The 22433-nt window shown below is 70.9% G+C and carries 20 protein-coding genes; 8 read left to right on the forward strand and 12 right to left on the reverse strand.

Going from position 1 to position 22433, the window contains the following annotated elements:
- Window positions 1-4 precede the first annotated feature (4 nt).
- From GT007_RS10270 to GT007_RS10285, 4 genes are all read right to left on the reverse strand, one after another.
- The gene (locus GT007_RS10270; RefSeq protein WP_160121516.1) at window positions 5-832 is read right to left on the reverse strand and encodes a hypothetical protein; all 828 of its coding nucleotides are present in this window, start codon (window positions 830-832) and stop codon (window positions 5-7) included.
- Between the two features lie 155 nt (window positions 833-987).
- The gene (trpA, locus tag GT007_RS10275) at window positions 988-1803 is read right to left on the reverse strand and encodes a tryptophan synthase subunit alpha (RefSeq protein ID WP_160121517.1); all 816 of its coding nucleotides are present in this window, start codon (window positions 1801-1803) and stop codon (window positions 988-990) included.
- Window positions 1800-3023, reverse strand: coding sequence for a tryptophan synthase subunit beta (gene trpB / locus GT007_RS10280; protein WP_160121518.1), 1224 nt, complete (start codon window positions 3021-3023; stop codon window positions 1800-1802). The genes trpA and trpB overlap by 4 nt, the downstream gene beginning before the upstream one ends.
- A gap of 80 nt (window positions 3024-3103) precedes the next feature.
- Window positions 3104-4663: a hypothetical protein gene (locus GT007_RS10285; RefSeq protein WP_160121519.1), complete on the reverse strand. Its 1560-nt coding sequence runs from the start codon at window positions 4661-4663 to the stop codon at window positions 3104-3106.
- A 115-nt stretch (window positions 4664-4778) separates the two neighbouring features.
- Here GT007_RS10285 and GT007_RS10290 point away from each other — a divergent pair, with 115 nt between their 5' ends.
- A complete protein-coding gene (locus GT007_RS10290) occupies window positions 4779-5720 on the forward strand; it encodes a glycosyltransferase family 2 protein (protein WP_160121520.1) in 942 nt (313 codons plus the stop codon).
- A gap of 3 nt (window positions 5721-5723) precedes the next feature.
- Here the strand turns inward: GT007_RS10290 and GT007_RS10295 are convergent, their stop codons facing one another.
- Together GT007_RS10295 and GT007_RS10300 are read right to left on the reverse strand one after the other, a co-directional pair.
- A complete protein-coding gene (locus GT007_RS10295; RefSeq protein WP_236571594.1) occupies window positions 5724-6662 on the reverse strand; it encodes a histone deacetylase family protein in 939 nt (312 codons plus the stop codon).
- 2 nt (window positions 6663-6664) lie between these two features.
- Complete coding sequence (locus tag GT007_RS10300; protein ID WP_236571595.1) at window positions 6665-6889, reverse strand: sulfurtransferase TusA family protein; 225 nt, start codon at window positions 6887-6889, stop codon at window positions 6665-6667.
- A 59-nt stretch (window positions 6890-6948) separates the two neighbouring features.
- On the opposite strand from GT007_RS10300, the gene GT007_RS10305 reads away from it, so the two are divergent.
- Window positions 6949-7830 (forward strand): ROK family protein, encoded by an 882-nt coding sequence (locus GT007_RS10305; RefSeq protein ID WP_160121521.1) that lies wholly within the window; start codon window positions 6949-6951, stop codon window positions 7828-7830.
- 4 nt (window positions 7831-7834) lie between these two features.
- A complete protein-coding gene (locus GT007_RS10310; protein ID WP_160121522.1) occupies window positions 7835-9085 on the forward strand; it encodes a DNA polymerase IV in 1251 nt (416 codons plus the stop codon).
- Between the two features lie 4 nt (window positions 9086-9089).
- On the opposite strand, the gene GT007_RS10315 is transcribed toward GT007_RS10310, so the two are convergent.
- The 3 genes from GT007_RS10315 to GT007_RS10325 form a co-directional block, all read right to left on the reverse strand.
- Complete coding sequence (locus tag GT007_RS10315) at window positions 9090-9323, reverse strand: hypothetical protein (protein ID WP_160121523.1); 234 nt, start codon at window positions 9321-9323, stop codon at window positions 9090-9092.
- A 161-nt stretch (window positions 9324-9484) separates the two neighbouring features.
- Entirely contained in the window at window positions 9485-10378 is an 894-nt protein-coding gene (ltnD, locus tag GT007_RS10320; RefSeq protein WP_160121524.1) for an L-threonate dehydrogenase, read from the reverse strand.
- The gene (locus tag GT007_RS10325) at window positions 10375-11610 is read right to left on the reverse strand and encodes a flavin-dependent oxidoreductase (RefSeq protein WP_160121525.1); all 1236 of its coding nucleotides are present in this window, start codon (window positions 11608-11610) and stop codon (window positions 10375-10377) included. The genes ltnD and GT007_RS10325 overlap by 4 nt, the downstream gene beginning before the upstream one ends.
- A gap of 123 nt (window positions 11611-11733) precedes the next feature.
- Between GT007_RS10325 and GT007_RS10330 the strand changes: the two genes are divergently transcribed.
- From GT007_RS10330 to GT007_RS10345, 4 genes are all read left to right on the forward strand, one after another.
- Window positions 11734-13104 (forward strand): M16 family metallopeptidase, encoded by a 1371-nt coding sequence (locus GT007_RS10330; RefSeq protein ID WP_160121526.1) that lies wholly within the window; start codon window positions 11734-11736, stop codon window positions 13102-13104.
- The gene (locus GT007_RS10335; protein WP_160121527.1) at window positions 13101-14381 is read left to right on the forward strand and encodes a M16 family metallopeptidase; all 1281 of its coding nucleotides are present in this window, start codon (window positions 13101-13103) and stop codon (window positions 14379-14381) included. The genes GT007_RS10330 and GT007_RS10335 overlap by 4 nt, the downstream gene beginning before the upstream one ends.
- Before the next feature lie 10 nt (window positions 14382-14391).
- On the forward strand, window positions 14392-16050 hold the full coding sequence (pgi, locus tag GT007_RS10340; protein WP_160121528.1) for a glucose-6-phosphate isomerase: 1659 nt from the start codon (window positions 14392-14394) through the stop codon (window positions 16048-16050).
- A gap of 327 nt (window positions 16051-16377) precedes the next feature.
- Entirely contained in the window at window positions 16378-18447 is a 2070-nt protein-coding gene (locus tag GT007_RS10345; RefSeq protein WP_160121529.1) for a TonB-dependent receptor, read from the forward strand.
- Window positions 18448-18449: 2 nt separating this feature from the next.
- On the opposite strand, the gene GT007_RS10350 is transcribed toward GT007_RS10345, so the two are convergent.
- Together GT007_RS10350 and GT007_RS22190 are read right to left on the reverse strand one after the other, a co-directional pair.
- Window positions 18450-18677 carry a hypothetical protein gene (locus tag GT007_RS10350; RefSeq protein ID WP_160121530.1) on the reverse strand — a complete coding sequence of 76 codons (228 nt, stop codon included), beginning with the start codon at window positions 18675-18677 and terminating at the stop codon, window positions 18450-18452.
- Window positions 18678-18838: 161 nt separating this feature from the next.
- Window positions 18839-20662, reverse strand: coding sequence for a tetratricopeptide repeat protein (locus GT007_RS22190; protein WP_201451873.1), 1824 nt, complete (start codon window positions 20660-20662; stop codon window positions 18839-18841).
- A 148-nt stretch (window positions 20663-20810) separates the two neighbouring features.
- Between GT007_RS22190 and GT007_RS10360 the strand changes: the two genes are divergently transcribed.
- Window positions 20811-21659: a fumarylacetoacetate hydrolase family protein gene (locus GT007_RS10360; protein ID WP_160121531.1), complete on the forward strand. Its 849-nt coding sequence runs from the start codon at window positions 20811-20813 to the stop codon at window positions 21657-21659.
- Here the strand turns inward: GT007_RS10360 and GT007_RS10365 are convergent, their stop codons facing one another.
- The gene (locus GT007_RS10365) at window positions 21660-22367 is read right to left on the reverse strand and encodes a haloacid dehalogenase type II (RefSeq protein ID WP_160121532.1); all 708 of its coding nucleotides are present in this window, start codon (window positions 22365-22367) and stop codon (window positions 21660-21662) included. It lies immediately after the preceding gene.
- Window positions 22368-22433 lie beyond the last annotated feature (66 nt).

A 22433-nucleotide genomic window follows, 5' to 3' on the forward strand; every position in this document is an offset into this window, starting at 1 on the left:
CTAGTTAGTAGCGGTACCACCAAGCCGCCAGCACCGCCTGGCCCAAGGCCACGCGCCGGCCGGCGACCTCACGCATATAGCCCAGCTGAATGCTGTGCCGCGCGTTGATGTCATGCACGATCGAGAACTGCGCGCGGTGGATCGCGTAATCCGGCCCGCCGGGCCCGTTGTTGCGCATGCCGATGGTGCCGAAATACTGCGCCATCACCATCCAGTCCGGCACCGGGCGGAAGCCCAGCGTCACGTCGCCGCGTACCTCATCCGCGGCGCTGCCGGGCCGGAAGCGATAGCCCGCCGCCAGCGAGGTGAAGGCCGTCATGCCGCGCGGCAGTTCGAAGCTGTGGCCGTACAGCACCCGCGCCTCGAAGCTGGGATGGGGTTCGGCGATATAGGTGTTGTGGCGCCCGCCGACGCCGGGCGTGATCACGGTGCCCTGCACCGCCAGCACGTTCCAGTCGCCGCGATGAATGGTGTAGCGCGCGAAGGCCGAGGTATCGGCCATGCCGAAGCCGCTGGAACGGCCCGAACCCTGGTCCATCCAGGTCGCCTGCAGCCGGGGTGCGAGGCCCACCGTCCAGCGCTGGGTCAGCCCATGTTCCCAATAGGGGGAGATATCGAGCCGGGTGACCGAACCCCGGCCCGGCAGCCGGTTGCCGCGGCTGTCATAGCCATCCGTATCGGCCCAGTAAGGGCCCATCTGCAGGATGACCTGGCCGCCGCCCTCGGGCTGCGGCCATTGCGCGGCGGCGGGGCGGGCCAGGGCGCAGCCCAGCAGCGCAACGCCCAGCGTGAACCCGCCGGTTTTCAGCACATGCCGCGCTTCTGATGTCATGATCTGCCCTCGTCGCCGCGCCAAATAGCGCCTAAACGTCTCAACTATTAAGACACGTTTAGCGAATAGAGCAGAAACAGGCAATGATAACCCTGCGTGGTTGCAGAACCGCGCAGGGAATTCCAGGGGCCGCCAAGCCCCTGGAAAGATTGGATTCAGCCCCGGACGGCCTCGGCCAGGGCCCGCACATCGTCCAGCACGGCGCGCACGGTGCCGGGGGTGGCCCGGCCCTGGGCATCCAGGGTGCTCGCCAGCTTCTCGATCAGCGCGCTGGCCACCACCGCGCCATCGGCGATGGCCGCCGCCTCCGCCGCCTGGGCCGGCGTGCGCACACCGAAGCCGATGGCGATCGGCAGGTCGGTGTGGGCGCGCACCAGCGGGATGGCGGCGCGCAGTGCATCGCCCGTCGCGCTGCGCGTGCCGGTGACGCCGGTGATGGCGACGTAGTAGATGAAGCCCGAGCTGTTCTTCAGCACGAGGGGCAGGCGGGCCTCGTCGGTCGTGGGAGCCACCAGGCGGATCAGGTCCAGCCCCTGCGCTTGCGCGAAGGGCTGCACGTCCTGGCTTTCCTCGGGCGGCATATCCACGATGATGAGGCCATCGACGCCGGAGGCCGCGGCGTCCACGCAGAAGCGCTCCGGCCCGTAGCTGAGGATGGGGTTCAGGTAGCCCATCAGGATGATGGGCGTGTCCTGGTCCTCCTCACGGAAGTCCCGCACCATGGCCAGGGTGCCGGCCACGGTGGCACCCGCCTTCAGCGCGCGCTGGCCCGCGAGCTGGACGGTGGGGCCATCCGCCATCGGGTCGCTGAACGGCATGCCGATCTCGATCAGGTCCGCACCCGCCCCCGGCATGCCGCGCAGGATGGCCATGCTGGTGGCGGGGTCGGGGTCATAGGCCTCGAGGAAGGGCATGAGCGCGCCGCGCCCTTCCTGCTTCAGCGCGGCGAAGCGCGCGGTGATCCGGCTCACAGCGTCACCCCCAGATGCTTGGCGACAGCGAAGATGTCCTTGTCCCCCCGGCCGCACATGTTCATCAGGATATGGTGGTCGCTGGGCAGGGTGGGCGCGATGCGCATGACATGCGCCAGCGCATGGGAGGGCTCGAGCGCGGGGATGATCCCCTCCAGCCGCGAACAGAGCTGGAAGGCTTCCAGCGCCTCCCGGTCGGTCGCGGAGACGTATTTCACCCGCCCGATCTCATGCAGCCAGGAATGTTCCGGCCCGATGCCCGGATAGTCGAGGCCCGCCGAGATGGAATGGCCTTCCAGGATCTGGCCGTCCTTGTCCTGCAGCAGATAGGTGCGGTTGCCGTGCAGCACGCCGGGGCGCCCGCCGGTCAGGCTCGCGCAATGGCCGTTCTCCACATCCAGCCCATAGCCCGCCGCCTCCACGCCGTGCATGGCGACGGAGGGATCGTCCAGGAACGGGAAGAACAGCCCCATGGCATTGGACCCGCCGCCGATCGCGGCCACCAGCGTATCCGGCAGGCGGCCGGTGGCGGCCAGCATCTGCTCGCGCGCTTCCTCGCCGATCACGGACTGGAAATCGCGCACCATCTGCGGATAGGGCGCGGGGCCCGCGACCGTGCCGATGCAATAGTAGGTGTCGTGCACGTTCGCGACCCAATAGCGCAGGGCCTCGTTCATCGCGTCCTTCAAGGTGCCGGCGCCGGCGGTGACGGCCACCACCTCCGCGCCCAGCAGCTTCATGCGGAACACGTTGGGCTGCTGGCGCTCCACATCGGTCGCGCCCATGAAGACGGTGCAGGGCAGGTTGAACAGCGCGCAGGCGGTGGCGGTGGCCACGCCATGCTGGCCGGCCCCGGTCTCCGCGATGATGCGCGTCTTGCCCATGCGCCTGGCCAGCAGGATCTGCCCCAGCACGGCGTTGATCTTGTGCGCGCCGGTGTGGTTCAGCTCATCGCGCTTCATGTAGACCTGGGCGCCGCCCAGGTGCTCCGTCAGGCGCTTCGCGTGCCACAGCGGGCTGGGGCGGCCCACATAATCCTTCAGCAGCCAACGCCACTCGGCCTCGAACGCCGGGTCCTGGCGGGCGGCCTTGTAGGCGGCCTCGACTTCCAGGATGCACGGCATGAGGGTTTCGGCCACATAGCGGCCGCCGAAGGTGCCAAAGCGGCCGGCCTCATCGGGACCGGTGCGCAGGCTGTTGGGCGTGACGGGCTTGTTCAACTGGGTTCCCCGTTGATTGTCGTTTCGGACAGCCCGCTTCTAGAACAGAACCCGCGCCGCTGATACCGCCGCGGGGCAGCTTATCGGCGCGTTGCGCGGCAGAAACGGTGCGTGTCCATGGTGGTGCGCACGATCTGGCATTCGCCCGATATGATCAGGCCCAGGGGCTCCAGCCGGCGGTTCGTCTCCTCCAACGGCAAGTGCGGGGTGGTGAGGATGCGGAACCCGCCCGGATGCGCCGCCACCGCCGCGATGATCCGCCGGCGCAGGCCGGAATCGAAATGCGGCTGGGTCAGGTTGGTGAAGGCGCCCATCACCCGAACCTCGGGCGGCATGAAAGGCACCAGATAGCCGTGCGGCGCATCATCGAGCGTCACCACCATCTCGGTCGGCTGGACCGGCAGCGGATCCACCCACAACACCTGCGCGCCATAGCGGGCATGGCCCCAATTGGGCGGGGCAACCCACAGGATGGCACCCAGCGCTATGGCACAGGCCGCACCGAACCCCGCCAGAACCCGCGCCCGTAGCAGGAGGCCGAGTGCCAGGACCACCAGCAGCCCGCTCAATGTCTCCAGCACCAGCAGATAGCGGTAGATGCCGAAGGTCTTTGCCCACATGGCATATCCCATGATGGCGAAGCCCAGCAGGAACAGGGTGGCGCGCTGGCGGCGGGCGGCGGCGAAGCTCCAGGGCCAGTTGCGCAATGCCGCGATCGCCAGGCCCGCCACCCCCAGCATGGCCAGCGCCAGGCGCGGGTCGCGCATCGGCAGCTCTGTCACCATACCGCTGGCCTTGCGCAGCCAGAAGAAGGGATAGAACAGCCCCTGCCAGAGATCGCGCGGCAGGAAGCGCTCATCGGCGATGCGGATGGGCGGAAAATCCGGCGAGCGGAAGATGTCGTTGTACATCGGAAACACGGGGTTGCCGGTGTTGCGCCATAGGAACCACGCCCAGCCCCCCCAAGTGAGCAGGAAGCCCGCCACCATGCTGATACCGGTCAGGACCGCGGCCCTCAGCCCGAACAGCGCCAGCACCATGATGCCGAAGGGCGCGGCATAGATGATGTTGGTCAGCTTCAGCCCCAGCGCGAGGCCCATCACCGCCCCTGCGAGCGCCAGCCAACCCAGGCCGCGCGCCGTGAGTGGCGAGGGCGACGCGGCCTCCCGCAGGGCGAGCCACAGCGCCAGCAGCACCAGCAGCCCCAGATTCACGTCGTTGGAGCTCAAGCCGATCAGCGAGAGGAAATCGGCGCCCGTGATGCCGATCAGCCAGGCCGGGGCAGCAAGCCAGGCCAGCCCCGCCTGCGCGGGGAACGCCGCGCGCAGCACCACCAGGCAGGTCTTGCCCAGCACGAAGGCGTAAACCCCCGCCGGAAGCCCCATCAGAAAAGCGAACAGCCGTGGCCAATCATTCAGCGCCCGCATCAACACATATTGCGGCACATGTGCGATGGGGTTGAAGAAGCTCTGCAATTGCCCCGCCGCCAGGTCCTGGAACCCGCGCCCGGTCAGCAGCGCATAGGGACCATAGAACTGGTAGTTCATCAGGTCCCAGTTGATATCCGTGCCCATTTGCCAGGAACGCAGCCCACCCGCCAGGCACAGCACCAACAGGATCAGCCCATCGCCACGGCGCATCGAACGCTCCAGATATCGTCAGAACGACCACATGCCCCGGTCCGGCGAGGCCTTGCAACCCGGCCCGGCCTTGGTTAGCCCGCTTCCCGGACCACCTTGACCCAGCAGGATACAGATGCCGCAGCCCGAGAACACCGTCATCCTGTCCTCACCCCGTGTCGCCATCCTCGTGCCCTGCCACAATGAGGCACTGACGGTGGCCGAGGTCGTGCACGGCTTCCGCGCGGCGCTGCCGCAGGCCGATATCTACGTCTACGACAACAACTCCTCCGACGGCACGGCCGAGGTCGCGCGCGCCGCCGGCGCCATCACCCGCTTCGAGGACCAGCCCGGCAAGGGCAGCGTGGTGCGGCGCATGTTCGCCGACATCGACGCCGACTGGTACATCATGGTCGATGGCGACGCGACCTATGACGCCTCCGTGGCCCCCGAACTGCTGCGCTTCGGCGCGGAAGGCGGCTATGACCTGGTGAACGTCGCGCGGGAGGAGACCGGCGAGAAGGCCTACCGCCCCGGCCACCGCCTGGGCAATGTGCTGCTGACGGGCATGGTGGGCTGCGTGTTCGGCCGCCGCACGCGGGACATGCTGTCGGGCTACAAGCTGTTCTCCCGCCGCTTCGCCAAAAGCTTCCCGGCCATGAGCAGCGGCTTCGAGATCGAGACCGAGATCATGATCCATGCGCTGGAACTGCGCATGCCGATCGGCGAGATCAGCGCCCCCTATGGCGAGCGGCCGGAGGGCTCGGTCTCCAAGCTCAAGACCTATACCGATGGCTTCGTCATCCTGAACATGATCGGCCAGTTGATCCGGCGGGAGCGGCCGCTGGCCTTCTTCGGCTCAGCCGGGCTGGTGCTGCTGCTGGGCTCGCTGGCGCTCGGCCTGCCGCTGGTATGGGAATTCCTGGAAAGCGGGCTGGTGCCCAGGCTGCCCACGGCGGTGCTGGCCTCGGGCATGATGGTCTCGGCGCTGCTGTCCTTCGCGGTGGGGCTGATCCTGGATGCCACCACCCATATGCGGCGCGAACTGAAGCGGCTGGCCTATCTGAGCGTCAGGTAGCCATCAGCGCGCACAAATGCGCGAAGCCATCAAGGCGCGCAGATGCGCGCGGGCGCTCTCGGCCAGGCCCCGCAGGTCATAGCCGCCCTCCAGCAGGCTCACGACGCGGCCGGGGGGTGAGGCCGCCAGGATCTCCCGCGTCACCCAGGCGAAATCCTCCGCCTCCAGCTCCAGCTGGGCCAGCGGGTCCAGCGCATGGGCGTCGAAACCAGCCGAGACGATCACCAGCTCCGGCGCGAAGCCGCGCACGCGCTCCAGCAGCCCCGTCCAGGCCGCGCGGAATTCCGCCCCGCCCGAGCCCGGGCGCAGCGGCGCGTTGGCGATGTTGCCCACCCCCACCTCCCGCATCGCGCCGGTGCCGGGGTACAGCGGCATCTGGTGGCTGGAACAGAACAGGATGGAGGGGTCGTCCGCCACGCAGGCCTGGGTGCCGTTGCCGTGGTGCACGTCGAAATCCAGGATGGCGACGCGCCCCACGCCCAGCGCGCGCTGGGCGTGCCGCGCCGCGATCACGGCGTTGGAGAAGATGCAGAACCCCATGGCGATGGCGGGCTCCGCGTGGTGCCCGGGCGGGCGCACGGCGCAGAAGGCGGCCCGCGCCTGGCCGGCCAGCACCGCCTCCACCGCGCGGATGCCGGCCCCCGCGGCGCGCAGGGCGGCGGCGCGGCTGCCGGGGCCCATGGCGGTGTCGCCATCCAGCCGCACCAGCCGGCCCGGGGCGGGGTCGATCACCAGCACGGCACGGACATAACTCTCGGGGTGGGCCAGCATCAGCTGTTCGGCGGTGGCCTCCGGCGCGTCCTCCCGCAACAGCTCCGCGAATTCCGGGGCGGCGAAGGCCGCGTGCAGGGCGCGCAGGCGGTCGGGGCGCTCGGGGTGGCCCTCGCCCATGTCGTGGCCCAGGCAATCCGGATGGGTCAGCAGCAGGACGGGGGCCGGCATGCTCATCCCGCCCGGCGGCGCAGCACCACGCGCAGCACCTCCTCCTCATGCGTCAGGGAGACGAGGGCATGGCCGGTTTCCTCGGCGAAGGCCGGGAAGTCCTTTTCGGCCGCGGGGTCGGTCGCCAGCACCAGCAGCTCGGCGCCCGGGGCCATGCCCCTGAGCGCCTTGTTGGCCTTCAGCACCGGCAGGGGGCATTTCAGCCCCCGCACATCGAGCGTTTCCATCACCCCAATCAAGGCGGTGTTGGCCTTGCCCGCAAGGGCCATGCGCGCGAAACAGAGGCATGCGCATCGGTGTGGATCTCGGCGGAACCAAGATCGAGGTGGCGGCCCTGGCGGAAGCCGGCCACGCCCTGCTGCGGCGGCGCGTGCCCACGCCCCGCAGCTATGAGGGCGTGCTCGACGCCATCCGCTTCCTGGTGGAAGGGGCCGAGGAGGAGCTGGGCGCGAGCGGCACGGTGGGCGTCGGCATCCCCGGCAGCCTGTCGCCCGCCACCGGGCTGGTGCGCGGGGCCAATTCCACCTGGCTGAACGGCGGCCGGCTGGAGGAAGACCTGAGCCGCGCCCTGGGCCGCCCAGTGCGGATTTCCAACGACGCCAATTGCCTGGCGATGAGCGAGGCCAGCGACGGCGCCGCCGCCGGCGCCCCCAGCGTGTTCGCCGCCATCCTGGGCACCGGCGTGGGGGCCGGGGTGGTGATGGACGGCAAGCTGCTGGAAGGGGTGAACCGCATCGCCGGCGAATGGGGCCACAACCCCCTGCCCTGGATGGACGCCGCCGAGCACCCGGGCCGGCGCTGCTGGTGCGGCCGGCAGGGCTGCATCGAGACCTTCCTCTGCGGCCCGGCGCTGGCGGCCGATACCGATGGGCCGGGTGCGACCGATGCCACCGGCGTGCCCGCCCGGGCCGCTGCCGGGGATGCCGCCGCCGCCGCCGCCCTGGCGCGCCACGCCCACCGGCTGGCCCGCGCCCTGGCCCATGTCATCAATATCCTGGACCCGCATGTGATCGTGCTGGGCGGCGGGCTGTCCAACATGGAGCACCTGTACACGGAGGTGCCGCGCCTGTGGGGCCAGTGGGTGTTCTCGGATGTGGTGAACACCCGGCTGGTGCGCGCGCGCCATGGCGACAGCTCCGGCGTGCTGGGGGCCGCCCGGCTGTGGTGATGTGATGGCCGCGCTCTGCCGCGATTGCGGAAGCCAGGAGGTGCCCGGCGCCGCCTGCCCGCAATGCGGCGGACGGCGCATCCTGCGCCACGCGGAACTGTTCGCCCTGACCATCGCGCATGTGGATTGCGACGCCTTCTACGCCAGTGTCGAGAAGCGCGACCGGCCGGAACTCGCGGCCAGGCCCGTGATCGTGGGCGGCGGCAAGCGGGGGGTGGTCTCCACCGCCTGCTACATCGCGCGCACACGCGGCGTGCATTCCGCCATGCCGATGTTCAAGGCGCTGGCCCTGTGCCCCGACGCCGTGGTCATCAAGCCCGAGATGGCGAAATACGTGCATGAGGGCAGGCGCATCCGCGAGATGATGCAGGCCCTGACCCCCCTGGTGCAGCCCATGAGCATCGACGAGGCGGTGATGGACCTCTCGGGCACCGAGGCGCTGCACAAGGCCCCGCCCGCCGTGGTGCTGGCCCGCCTGGCCCGCCAGGTGGAGCGCGAGGTGGGGGTGACGATCTCGATCGGGCTGGCGCCCAACCGGCTGCTGGCCAAGATCGCGGTGGAGCGGGACAAGCCGCGCGGCTTCGCCGTGATCGGCCAGGCCGAGGCCGCCGCCCTGCTGGCGCCCGAACCCGTCACGCTGCTGCCCGGGGTGGGCCCGGCCATGGCGAAACGGCTGGCCAGCGCGGGCTTCACGCGGCTGGGCCAGCTGGCCGCGCTGGACGCGAAGGACGCCGCCCGCCGCTTCGGCGAGGAAGGCCCTGCCCTGGCCGCCCGCGCGCGCGGGGAGGACAACCGCCCCGTCCGCCCGGAGCGCGAGACCAAATCCGTCTCGACCGAGACCACCTTCGAGCACGACATCCGCTCCCTGGCGGAGCTGGAGGCGGTGCTGTGGCCCCTGGCGGAAAAGCTGTGCCGCCGGCTGGCGGCCAAGGACCTGGCGGCGGGTGGCGTGGTGCTGAAGCTGAAGACCGCCGGCTTCGCCCTGCGCACCCGCAACGCCCGCCTGCCCCGCCCCACCCTGGTGCCCGAACCCATCTTCGAGGCCGCCCGCGCCCTGCTGGCGCGCGAGGCGGATGGCACGGCCTTCCGGCTGATCGGCATCGGCGCCCAGCCCCTGGCCGAGGCGCGCGACGCCGACACCCCGGACCTGGCCGACCCCGATGCCCCGCGCCAGGCCCGCCGCTGGCAGGCCATGGAACAGTTGCGCGCGCGGTTCGGCAGTGCCGCGGTGGTGAAGGGGCGGTCCCTGAAGTGAGCCGCTACCAGCCCCGGCGGCCGTAGCCGTAGCTGGGCCGGTAGCCGTAGCCGCCGCCATAGCCGCCCCGATAGCCGCGATGGCCATTGTCGCTGGCCAGCACCGCGACGCCAGCGACAGTCGCGAGCCCCGCGCCCAGCAGCAGCGTGTTGCCCATGTTCACCGAACCATCGGGGTTCTGGCAGCCTGCCAGCAGCACGGCGGCGGAGAGGGTGGCGGCGGCAAGGAGCTTGCGCATCGTCGTATGTCCTGGCGGGGCGGCCGGGGGTGCCGCCCTCCGGCACCCGCCGCGGGGGAGCCCCGCATGAGAGGCACTCTGCCCCCCGCCCGTGGCGGGATCACGCCGGGTTCAGGGCGGGGCGCGGCGGAATGGTGATGTTTTGATGGCGGGGCGGCGCCTTACGCCTCCCCGGGCAGCTTGATCCCCGTCATCGCCTGATAGGCCCGGATGACGAAGGCATCGTCCTTTCCGCCATGGCCCTGCGCGGCGGCGGCCACGAACAACTGCATGGCCTGCGCGGCCAGCGGCACGGGGGATTGCACCTCCCGCGCCATGGCCTCCACCAGGCCCAGATCCTTGACGAAGATGTTCACCGCCGAATGCGGGGTCTCGTCCCCGGCCAGCACATGGGCCATGCGGTTCTCGAACATCCAGCTGTTGCCGGCGGCGCCGGTCACCACGCCATAGACCTGTCCTGGGTCCAGCCCCGCCTTGATGGCCAGCGCCATCGCCTCGGCGGCCACTGCGATGTGCACCCCGGCCAGAAGCTGGTGCGTGACCTTCATGGTGGCACCCATGCCCGGCTCCTCGCCCAGCCGCCACACCTGGGCGGCCACCGCCCCCAGCACCGGGGCGGCGGCGGTGAAGACCGCCTCGGGCCCGCTGGCCATCACCGTCATGGTGCCCGCATGCGCCGCCTTGGACCCGCCGGAGACCGGGGCATCCAGATAGAGGAAACCTTGCGCCGTGGCATCGGCGGCCAGGGCCCGCGCGTCGGCAGGCGCCATGGTGGCGCAGACCACCAGCACCGCGCCCGGGGCCAGGCGGGGGGCGCAGCCCTCGGGGCCGAACAGGGCGGCGCGGGCCTGGGCGGCGTTGACCGTCAGCACCAGCACGGCCTCCGTGCCCTGGGGGATATCGGCCGCGCGGGGCACGGCGGTGCCGCCCGCATCCTCGAAGGCGGTGCGGGCGGCGGGGTTCGGGTCCACCCCCGTGACGGCGTGCCCGGCCTTGAGCAGCGCGCGCGCCGCCCCCTGCCCCATGCTGCCCAGCCCGATCGCGGCGACCTTCATGGCGTATAGCTCTCCCGTTCGTTGAGCAGCACGGGGTCGAACCCGGCCAGCTTCTTGTAGTGCGCGGCCGTCTCGGCCAGTTCCCGCTGGCTGATCACGGCGTTCAGGTCGGTGAAGCCCTGGGGCGCGCGCTGGTGCACGCGCTCCAGGATCACATCCGGGCCCAGTTCGCGGTTGGCCAGCGTCAGGGCGGCGGTGGGCGGGCGGCGGGCGGCGTCATAGGCCGCGAGCCCCGCCGCCCAATCCCCGCCGCAGCGGCCCAGATGCATCGCCAGCACCCGCGCATCCAGAATGGCCTGGGACGCACCGTTGGAGCCGATGGGATACATCGGGTGCGCGGCATCCCCCAGCAGGGTGATGCGCCCCTGGTTCCAGCCGGGCAGCGGGTCGCGGTCCACCATCGGGAATTCATAGACGGCCTCGGCCCGGGCCATCAGGGCGGGCACGTCCAGCCAGGGCCAGCGCCAATCCTGGTAATGCGGGATCACCTCCGCCAGGCTGCCCTGGCGGTTCCAGTCCTCCCGGTTCCAGGGGGTGTCGGCGGGCAGCACGCGCTCGGCGATCCAGTTGATCAGCTGGGTGCCGTCCGGGTTGTGCGCGATCGGGTAGCAGACGAATTTCAGGTCGTGATGGCCGCACTGGATCATGGTGGCGCCATCCAGGAAGGGCGGCGCGACGGAGGTCGCGCGCCACAGCACCGCCCCCTTCCAGCGGGGCGCGCCCTCATCGGGCAGGCGCTCGGCCCGCACGGCGGAATGGATGCCGTCCGCGCCCACCAGCACGCTGCCGCGCGCCTGGCCGCCATCGGCGAAAAAGGCGGTGACGCCCGCCGCATCCTGCTCGGTGCGGACCAGCCGGCGGCCGGTATGCACGCGCCGGGCGCCGAGGCGCGCCCGCGCCTCCACCATCAGCAGCATGTGCAGCCGGCCGCGATGGATGCTGTATTGCGGCCAGTCGTAACCCGCGGCCAGGCCCCGCGCCTCCCGCCAGATCTCCTGCCCATGGGCGGAGATGTAGCGCAGCTCCCGCGTCGCGATGCCGGTCTCGGCCAGCAGGGGTTGCAGCCCCAGCTCGGTCAATTCGCGCACGGCGTGCGGCAGCACATTGATGCCGACCCCCAGGGGGCGGACGTCGGCCGCCGCCTCGAACACCTCCACATCGATGCCCGCCGCGTGCAGGGACATGGCGGCCGTCAGACCCCCGATCCCGCCGCCGATGATGATGACCCCCATGCGCCGCCCCTCCCTGGGCAGGGAGTTACGCAGGCGCGGCGGCCTCACGCAAGGGAGGGATATCCCTGATATCCTTGCCCGCCCCCATTCCCAAGCGCCGCCCGCGCGCCCACATTCCCCCCGATGCCCCTGACGAGACGCACAGCCATTTCCGCAGCACTCCCCCTGGCCGCCGGCATCGCCGCGGCCGAAGCCCCCGCGCGCGCGCAGCAGCCCGCCCCATTCACCAGCCGCCCGATCTTCGGCGCCAAGCAATGGCGCCTGGCCAACGGGCTGCGGGTGGTGCTGGCCGAAAGCCACCGCGCGCCGGTGGTGGCGCATTACGTGTTCTATGGCGCGGGCTCCGGCGAGGACCCGCAGGGAATCGGCGGCGTCGCCCACTTCATGGAACACATGATGTTCAAGGGCAGCGGCAATGTGCCGAGCGGGGATTTCTCCCGCCTCGTGGCCCGCCAGGGCGGGCAGGACAACGCCTTCACCAGCCGCGACGTCACCGCCTATTACCAGCATGTCGAATCCTCCCGCCTCGCGCTGGTCATGCGGATGGAGGCGGACCGCATGGCCGGCCCCCTGTTCAACCCGGCCGAGTTCGAGGCCGAGCGCAGCGTGGTGATCGAGGAACGCCGCCAAGTGGTGGAAAGCCAGCCCCGCAGCAAGTTCCGCGAGGCCTTCGACGCCGCCATGTGGGGCCGCCAGCACTGGCGCGGCCGCCCCATCATCGGCTGGGAGGAGGAGATCCGCGCGATCAGCCGCGAGGACATGCTGGCCTTCTTCTCCGCCCGCTACGCGCCGGGCAACGCCACGCTGGTGGTGGCGGGCGATGTGGAGGAAGCGCGGCTGCGCGAGCTGGCCGAGCAGACCTATGGCCTGATCCCCGCCCGCGCCTTCACCCCCCGCAACCGGGGGGAGATCCCGATCGCCCCCGCCATGCCGCGCATCGAGCAGACGAGCCCGGTGACGCGGGAGGCCAGCTTCAGCCGCGCCATCGCCGCCCCTTCGGCCACCTGGGGCGAGACGCGCCACGCCTGGCCGCTGGAGGTGCTGGCCCATGTACTGGGCGGGGGCACGGGTTCGCGCCTGCACCGCGCGCTGGTGGAAAGCGGCATCGCCGTCGCGGCGGGGGCCGGGTATGATTCGGACGTGGCGGGGGCCTCGATCTTCAGCGTCTCCGCCACCTTGCGCGCCCCCAACACGCGGGAGGCGCTGGAGCAGATCGTCGAGGCCGAGCTGCGCCGCCTGGTGCAGGATGGCGTGACGGAGGCCGAGGTCGCGCGCTCCATCCGCCAGACCACCGCGGGGGCGATGCTGGCGCTGGACGGGCTGGGGGCGGCGCCGCGCATGCTGGGCGGCGCGCTGGCCATCGGCCTGCCGATGGAGGATGTGGAGCATTGGCCCGAGAAGCTGCGCGCCGTGACCACCGAACAGGTGAATGAGGCCGCGCGCGCCGTGCTGGTGAACCCGCTGACCACCGCCGGCTGGCTGCTGCCGGCATGATCCCGAACGCCACCTCCACCGCCGGCCTGCCGCCGCGCGCGCCCTTCCGCCTGCCCATCCGCATCATCCAGGAAGGCGGCATCACCGCCTGGCTGGTCGAGGACCAGTCGGTGCCCGTCGTCTCCCTCGAATGGAGCTGGAATGGCGGCGGCGCGCTGGACGCCCCGGGCCAGGAGGGCCGCATGGGCCTCGGCTTCGCCATGCTGACCGAGGGCGCGGGCGAGCTGAACCACCTGGCCTTCACCGATGCCGCGCGGGATGCGGGCATTTCCCTGCAATTCGGCGCGGGGCGGGATACGGCCTCGGGCAGCCTGCGGGCACTGAGCGAATCCCTGCCGGAGGCCGTGCGCCTGGCGCGGCTGGCCATGACGGCCCCGCGCCTGGACGCGCCGGACCTGGACCGGGTGCGGGCGCGCGCCATCGTGGGCACCCGCCAGGCGCTGGAAACCCCGCGCGGCGCGGCCAACCGGGCCTTCTGGGCCGCGGCCTTTCCGGGCCATCCGGCCGGGCGCGCCGCCACGCCCGAATCCCTGGCCGCCCTGCCGCGGGAGGCCCTGCTGGAGGGCCTGTCGGGCCAGCTGCGGCGCGACGGGCTGCAGGTGGCCGCCGCCGGCGCCATCAGCGAGGCCGAGCTGCGCGCCCTGCTGCGGGAGATGTTCGGCACCCTGCCCGCCGGCGCCCCCGCCCCCCTGCCCAGCCTGCCGCCCATGGCGGATTTCGCGCCGGTGGTGGCGCACAAGGCCGCGCCCCAATCCTCCGTGATGTTCGGCCAGGACGGCCCCTTGCCCGCCGACCCGCAATGGGAAGCGATGCAGGTGGCGCTGCGCATCCTGGGCGGCAGCGGCTTCTCCTCCCGCCTCATGCGCCGCGTGCGGGAGGAACGGGGCCTGACCTATGGCATCGGCGCGGGGCTGGACGTGGTGTTCGGCCGCGCCGTGATCCTGGGCCAGGCCAGCACGGACAATGCCCGGGTGGCGGAAATGCTGGCCCTGCTGCGGGAGATCTGGGCCGGCATGGCCGCCGATGGCCCCACCGCCGAGGAACTGGCCGAGGCCGTGGATTTCCTGAACGGCACGCTGCCGCTGCAATTCGCCGACAGCCGGCGCATCGCGGGCGGGCTTCTGGGCCTGATGCAGAACGGCCGATCACCTGCCTGGCTGGAAGGCAGGCCGGCCCGGCTTTCCGCCCTGACCGTGGCCGATGTCGCCGCGGCGGCACGCCGGTTGGCCACCGCTCCCTTGCGGGTGGTAGTAGCCGGGCAGCCGGTTGGCCTGTAGTGTCCTGCCAATGAACGAGACTTTCGCAGAAGCCTGGAAGGCGGTGGAAACCGCCGGCCGCACCCCTCGTGCCGATGGCAGCGCCCCTGCCAGCATCCGCCCGCTGTTCGCGGCGGACCCGAAGCGGTTCGAGCGGTTCTCCTTCGGCGCTGACAACCTGCTGCTGGATATCAGCAAGACCTCCATCGACGACAACGCGATGGCGGCCCTGCTGAACCTGGCCCGGGCGGCGAAGATGGAGGAATGGCGCGCCGCCATGGCCGAGGGCGGGATGGTCAACGGCACCGAGCGGCGCCGGGCCCTGCACATGGCGCTGCGCGCGCCCTCCGGCGCCACCACCGGCGCGGGCGGGGCGGCGGTCGCGGCCGAGATCCAGGCCACCTTCGCGCGCATGCACGCCTTCACCCAGGCCGTGCATGGCGGCGCCATCCGCGGCGCCACCGGTGAGCGCTTCACCCATGTGCTGAACATCGGCATCGGCGGCAGCGATCTGGGCCCCGTCATGGCCACCCGCGCGCTGATCAACCCGGCCTCGCCCATGGTGGCCCTGCATCTGGGCAATGTGGACGGCCATGGCTGGCGCGCCCTGCTGGCCACCATGGACCCGAAGCGCACGCTGGTGCTCGTCTCCTCCAAGACCTTCACCACCCAGGAGACCATGGCCAATGCCCGGCTGGTGAAGGGCTGGCTGGCGGAAACCCTGGGCGAGGCGGGGGCGGCCAGCCACATGGCGGCGCTGTCCAACAACCTGGGCGCCTGCGCCGAATTCGGCATCCCGTCCGAGCGCGTCTTCCCCTTCGGCGACTATGTGGGCGGGCGGTTTTCCATGTGGTCGGCGATCGGCCTCTCCCTGGCGCTGGCGCTGGGCTGGGATGCCTTCGGCCGCATGCTGGCCGGCGCGCGCGCCATGGACCTGCACTTCCTGAAGGCGCCGCTGGAGAAGAACCTGCCGGTGCTGCTGGCGCTGGTGGAGGTGTGGCACGTGAACGCGCTGGGTTATTCCCGCCGCGCCGTGCTGCCCTATGACGAGCGCCTGCGCCGCCTGCCCGCGCACCTCCAGCAGCTGGAGATGGAGAGCCTGGGCAAGCGCGTGACCATGGACGGCGAACCGGTGGGCCGCGCCACCGGCCCGGTGGTGTTCGGTGAGCCCGGGACCTCCGCCCAGCACAGCTTCATGCAGCTGGTGCACCAGGGCACCGAGCCCGTGCCGGTGGATTTCATCCTGATCGCGCGGCCGGACCACCCCTGGGCGGAAAACCACCGCATCCTGCTGGCCAACGGGCTGGCCCAGGCGGAGGGCCTGCTCTCCGGCAAGGACGAGGCCACGGTGCGGGCGGAGATGGAAAAGGCCGGCGCCGACCCCGCCACCATCGAACGCCTGCTGCCGCACCGCATCTTCCCCGGCGACCGGCCCAGCACCAGCATCCTGCTGCCGCGGCTGGACCCGTTCTCCTTCGGGCAGCTCATCGCGCTGTACGAGCACAAGGTGGCCGCGCTGGGCGCGCTGTGGAACATCAACCCCTTCGACCAGTGGGGCGTGGAACTGGGCAAGCAGCTGGCGGGGCCGCTGCTGAAGGAACTGGAAACCGGCGTGCCGGCGGCCGGCAAGCATGACTGCAGCACCGAAGGGCTGCTGCGGGAATTGCTGCGGCTGCGCGACGAAGGGTGAGGCGCTGAACGAGGGGGCGCCGCCCCCTCGCGCTCCCCCGGCAGGAGCCGAAAGGCCCCTGCACCCCAACCGTTTGGCGCTGACCTTGCCAGCGTATTTCCCATTGATTTTTATCATGAAAATGGCGCCCTACCTGCCAGGGTAAGGCGCCAATCCATGGGCTCAAAGGGTTGCTACAACCCTTTGCGGGGATGCCCAAAAGGGAAAAGGAGAGGCAGCGCCCCTTGCCGCTTCCTTGGGGGCTTGCGCTCATTTCGATACAATATAACATCACCCGATACGAAACATTATATCGTACCGGAGCCCGCCTTGCCACGCCGCCTTGCCTTGCTCGCCAGCACTGCCCTGATCGCCGCAGCCCCCGCCTGGGCACAGGACGACACCACCGCCCTGCCTGAGCTGGTGGTGGAGGCCCAGCGTGCCGCCGCCGCGCGGGAGCAGATCTCCCCCCGCCTGGGCGCCACCGTCACCACCATCGACCGCGACCAAATCCAGGCCCTGCCCACCGGCCCCGGCGCCAGCTTCACGGAGCTGCTGTACCAGGTGCCCGGCGCCGTGCGGGACAGTTTCGGCGAACTGCACCTGCGCGGTGAGCATCGGGGCCTGCAATACCGGCTGAACGGCATCACCCTGCCCGAGGGCATCCAGGGCTTCGGGTCCTTCCTCGATGCGCGGGCGGTGCGCGATGTCTCGGTGCTGCGGGGCGCGCTGCCGGCACAGTTCGGATACCGCACCGGCGGCGTGATCGACGTGAACCTGCGCTCCGGCGCCATGGAGCCGGGGGGGCAGGTGGGCGTCTATGGCGGCTCCCGCGGGTTGCTCACCACCTCGATGGATTACGGGCTGACGGCGGGCGGCTATGACCTGTTCGCCAGCGGCACCTTCCTGCGCACCGACCAGGGGATCGAACCGCCGACCGCCTCGCGCTCGCCACTGCACAATGGCAGCGAGCAGGCGCGGGGGCTGGTCTCCCTCTCCCGCGCGCTGGACGACAACACGCGGCTGTCCTTCATCGCCGGGCTGTCGCGCAACGCGTTCCAGATTCCGAACATCGCCGGGCGCAGCCCGGATTTCGCGGCCTATGGCCTGACCAGCTACGACAGCCGCAACCTGCGGGCCAGCCAGCTGGAGACCAACGGCTTCGGCGTGCTGGCCCTGCAGCACAGCCAGGGGCAGATCGACGGGCAGATCGCGCTGTTCACCCGCTATTCCCGCACCCATTACCGGCCGGATCAGATCGGGGACCTGATGTACACCGGCGTCGCCTCCAACGTGACACGGGAGAGCATGGCGGGCGGCCTGCAGGGCGACGGCGCCTGGCGGCTGCACCCGGACCACACGCTGCGCGTGGGCTTTTCGGTGATGGCGGACCGAACCCGGGCCAGCAACCGCTCCACCGTGCTGCCGCTGGACAGCGACGGGGAGGCGATCGACAGCCCCTTCTCCATCACCGACCGTGGTTCACGGCTCGGCTGGCTCTATGGCGCTTATATCCAGGATGAGTGGCGCCTGACTGAGCGGCTGACGCTGAACGCCGGGCTGCGCTTCGATTACCTGGACAGCTACAGCCGCACCGGCCAGGTCAGCCCGCGCATCAACCTGGTGTGGCAGGCGCTGGAGAACACCCGCGTCACCCTGGGCTATGCCCGCTACTTCACCCCGCCCGCGCAGGAGCTGATCACCCCCAGCGGCCTCGCGCTGTTCGCGGGCACCACCGGGGCGCCGCAGAATTATGTCTCGGGCACGGTCCGGCCGGAGCGCAGCCACTATTTCAACCTGGGCATCGACCAGCGGCTGAACGAGAATCTCTCGGTGGGGTTCGGGGCCTATTACAAGAATGTGCGGGACCTGCTGGACCTGGGGCAGTTCGGCAATGCGCTGGTCTACACGCCGTTCAACTATGACCGCGCCCAGGTCTATGGGGTGGAGTTCACGGCCAATTGGCGCAGCCGCTTCTTCGATGCCTTCGCCAACCTGGCGCTGGCGCGGGCCATGGCGCGGGGCATCCGCAGCGGCCAGTTCAATTTCGAGGCCGATGAGCTGGCCTATATCGAGAACAAGTATGTGCGCGTCGATCACGACCAGCTGGTGACGGCCAGCGCCGGCGTGGTGGCCCGCCCGTGGGAGGGTGGGCGCGTGGCCGCGACCATGCTGGCCGGTTCAGGCCTGCGGCGCGGCTTCGCCAACACCGAGCGCATGGACCCCTATGCCACGGTGAACTTCAGCGTGGCGCATGAATTCCGGGGCCCGGATGGCGGGCGCTGGACGGTGCGCGGGGATATCCTGAACCTGTTCGACGCGCGGGCGCAGCTGCGCGACGGGTCGGGCATCGGGGTGGGGGCGCCGCAATTCCTGCCCCGGCGCGGCTTCTATGCCGGGCTGTCCAGGGCATTCTGACTTCAGTGCTGGGTGCGGCGCTGCGCCAGCCGCAGATCCATCTGCAGGCTGGCGATCCGGGCCTCGGCCAGGAGGTGGCGCCCGCGCTGGCTGAGGGCGCCGTCCCGGGAGAACAGCATGTCGTGCGCGGCATAGAACATCTCCGCGACGGCCTCGGCCATTTCCCGCTCTCGCGTCACCGGGACCGGTGGCGCGGAGGGCACGGCGATCTTCAACTTCCTGACTGCCATAGTCTTCACATCCTGCGCCAATCGCCCTGGGCGGCGTATCGCCCCGGTCAGGCCCCACGACAGGCCACTGCGAGCCTCACAAGGCGCAATTCGGCGCCAGTCATATAATTCGGAAGTATCCTGCCCGGGCGTTACCGTTACCGGGGGCGTGGCGCGGTGCCTCAAAATTGCGGTTCGTTCAGGCAGGGACTGGCGGCTGGCTGCCCGTTGACCAGCCGCACGGGCTCCCCAAGCCGATCCTGCAGCATGTAATGTGACAATGTCTCCACCACCTCGGCGGACTGGAAACGGCGGCGCAGGATGCTGGCCGGGTCGGTCAGCCAGGCGGGGTCGCGCTGGCCCAGCGCCGCCCGCCAGCGTGCCGCCCCGGCCTCATCGCCCTGCAGCCGGGCGGCGATCAGCCGCGCCACCAGGTTCAGCACGAAGCCGGAATCGGTCAGCCGCTCCGCCCGCTCCACCGCGCCGGCCTTGTTGTCCGACAGCAGTTCGGCCAGGAACAGGAAGAAGTTCATCCAGGCCGGGCGGGCGGTGGCGAAGCGGCAGGCTTCCGCCAGCAGCCCCCGTGCCTCCGGCACGATGCCGTATCCCAGCAGGCGAGAGGCAAGGTCGGCCGCGATGTCGGGGTCATAGGGGTTCAGCTGCCGGGCCCGGCGCAGGGCGGCCAGGGCCATGTCCACCTCGCCGCGGATATAGTGCACCGCGCCCAGCGCCTGGCGCACCCGGGCATCGAAGGGCGCGGCATCCACCGCCTGGCGCACCAGGGCATAGGCCTCATCCAGCAGCGCGCGGCCGCCGGGCCGGCCCCCGGCCTCCGGCGGAGGGGCCAGGCGGTATTCCTCCAGCCGGGTCAGCCCCAGCGCGGCCATATAGGAGGGCTGGCCCGGATCATGTTCCAGCGTGCGGCGCAGGCAGGCCTCGATCCGCGGCAGGGCGGAGGGCTCATACCCCCGCCAGTAGTCGAACAGCCAGAGCAGGCAGGAAAAGCCCAGCGCCTCCCGCAGGTTGCCCAGCCGGGCGCGCTCCCGCGTCAGGATCAGCCCATAGGGCTGGCCCAGCGAGGTGATGATGAAGTGCGCGGCCGCCTCTCCGCGCTGGCCCAGCGCGGTACTGGCGTCGAAGATGGTCAGCACCACGCCGGTCCGCGCCTCGGTCAGTTCCAGGCGCAAGGCGCCGCCGGCCATCATCCGGCCCGAGAGGCGGTAGCCCGCGCCATGCCCCCCGCCCTGGCCATCGCGCACCTGCAATTCGCTGAACCGGGCGAGGCCCGTGCGCAGCGCCTCGGTGAAGGCGGCGGCGCCGGGGGCCTGGGCGGTCTCCTCCACCTCCAGCGGCTGCACTACCAGCACGGGGGGCACGTCCGGCGGGTTGACCGCCTTGGGGGGCATCAGCCGTTCCGTCTGGCGCACCAGCGTGGTGCCGGCGTCCCGGAAATCCAGGCTGCGGGTGGCCGGGGCACGGAAGGCGACGGTCAGCCCCACCCCCAGCACCACGCCCAGCGCCAGCCCGCTGCCGATCACCGCCGGGTGGCGGCGGAACCACCAGCTTTCCGGTGAGGGTGGGGATGGGGGTGGGGGTGGCGGCACGGGCGGCGGCGGCGCGGCGGGTTCGGGGGGCGGCACTTCCTCGGGGAATTGCAGCCGGGGGGCATAGGCACCGGGTTCCAGCACGATGCGCGCGGCATCCCCCTGCCCTTCGGCGGCGTAGTAATCCTCCAGCAGGCGCCGCAGGCGGCGCATGGCCACCCGCGCCGCGGGGTCAGAGGCGGCGTCGAAATCGGCGGGCTTGCCCAGCGCCTCCACGGCGACGGTATAGCCCTTCAGCCTGTCCGCCTCCCCCGCCAGCACGCGTTCCACCAGATAGCGCAGCAAGGTGCGGGCCTGGCGGGAGGCACGGAAACTGGCCGAGGCCTCGATCCGTGCCAGAACCTCCAGGAACTCCGCAGCCAGGCCATCCGGGGGGGCGTCAGGGCCCAGTTGTCCGGTCATGCGCCTGATGATGCCCCGCGCCTGGGGGGATTCCAAGAATGGATGCCACTTCCGCGTGTATCGCGCCGCTGGGCGGCCCGGCCGGGGCCTTGCGCCCGCCGGCAGCCCTGCCAAGCTGGCCGCCACACCACCATGCGGAGATATGGGGATGAAACTGCTGCGCTATGGCCCGCCAGGGCTGGAAAAGCCCGGCCTGCTCGACGCCACCGGCACGATCCGCGACCTTTCCGGCCATGTGCCGGACCTGGCGGGCAGTGTGCTGTCCCCCCGGGGGCTGGCGCGGCTGGCCGCGATCGACCCCGCCAGCCTGCCCGCCGTGGCGGGGAAGCCGCGGCTCGGCCCACCCGTTTCGGGTATGAAACAGTTGCTCTGCATCGGGCTGAACTACGCCGACCACGCCGCCGAGGCCGGCATGCCCATCCCCCAGGAACCCATCCTGTTCCTGAAGGCCAATGGCGCGCTGTGCGGCCCGGATGACGACGTGATCATCCCCCGGGACAGCCGCAAGACCGACTGGGAGGTGGAGCTGTGCATCATCATCGGCACCCAGGCGCGCTGCGTCAGCGAGGCCGAGGCGCTGGACCATGTCGCGGGCTATGCCGTGGGCAATGACGTGTCGGAGCGCGAGTGGCAGCTGGAGCGCGGCGGCACTTGGGACAAGGGCAAGGGCTGCGACACCTTCGGCCCCGTCGGCCCCTGGCTGGTCACGAAGGACGAGGTGCCGGACCCGCAGAACCTGTCCATGTTCCTGGATGTGGACGGCAAGCGCATGCAGGCCGGCAGCACCGCCACCATGATCTTCGGCGTGACGCAGATCGTCAGCTACGTCAGCCGCTTCATCACCCTGCACCCGGGCGACATCATCTTCACCGGCACGCCGCCCGGGGTGGGAATGGGCCAGAAGCCGGAGCCGGTGTTCCTGAAGCCCGGCCAGACCATGCGGCTGGGCATCCAGGGGTTGGGGGAGCAGACGCAGCGCACGGTGGCCGCGGGCTGATCAGGCGCCGAGCTGCGCCGCCAGATCCAGGAAATCCGTGGCGACCCAATCCCACGGATCCTCCGCCACCAGGTCGATCGTCTGCCCCGGCCCATGCTCCGTGGGCCGCGCCACGAAGGCCGTGGCCAGCCCCGCCTTGCGCGCCGCCCGCAGGTCTCCGTTATGCGCCGCCACCAGGCACAGCTCATGCGGGGCGATGTCCAGGATCTCCGCCGTGTTCAGATAGGCGCGCGGGTCGGGCTTGTAGGCCCGGGCGGGCTCGGCGCCCAGCACCGCGTCCCAGGGCAGGCCGGCGCGCTTGGCCATGTCCGCCAGCAGCCGGATATTGCCGTTGGACAGCGGCGCGATGAAAAATTTGCGCTTCAGCCGGTACAGGCCCAGCAGCACGTCGGGCCAGGGGTCCAGCGCGTGCCAGGCCAGGTTCAGCGCGTCCAGGTCGGCCGCAGCCGCCGCGATGCCGGCCTCCTTCAGCACCAGTTCCAGGTTTTCCCGGTGCAGCACGTCCAGCCGGGTGAATTCACGCCGGCCGCTGCGCACTTCCTCCATGGCGGGCTGGTATTGCTTGCGCCAGGCATCGGCCAGCGCGAAGGGGTCCAGCTCCGGCCGGCCATGGGCCACCAGAAAGGGCTTCAACGCGCGGGCCACGCCCGACCGCCAATCCACCACCGTGCCGAACACGTCGAAGACCAATGCCTTCACCTGGGTCATGCCACCGTTTCCTTATAGGTTGGGTGGCATCCCAGCATGGGACGGGCCCGGTGGGGAGAGGGCCAG

Source organism: Rhodovarius lipocyclicus, assembly GCF_009900765.1.
In the GTDB taxonomy this organism is placed as follows: Bacteria; Pseudomonadota; Alphaproteobacteria; order Acetobacterales; family Acetobacteraceae; genus Rhodovarius; species Rhodovarius lipocyclicus.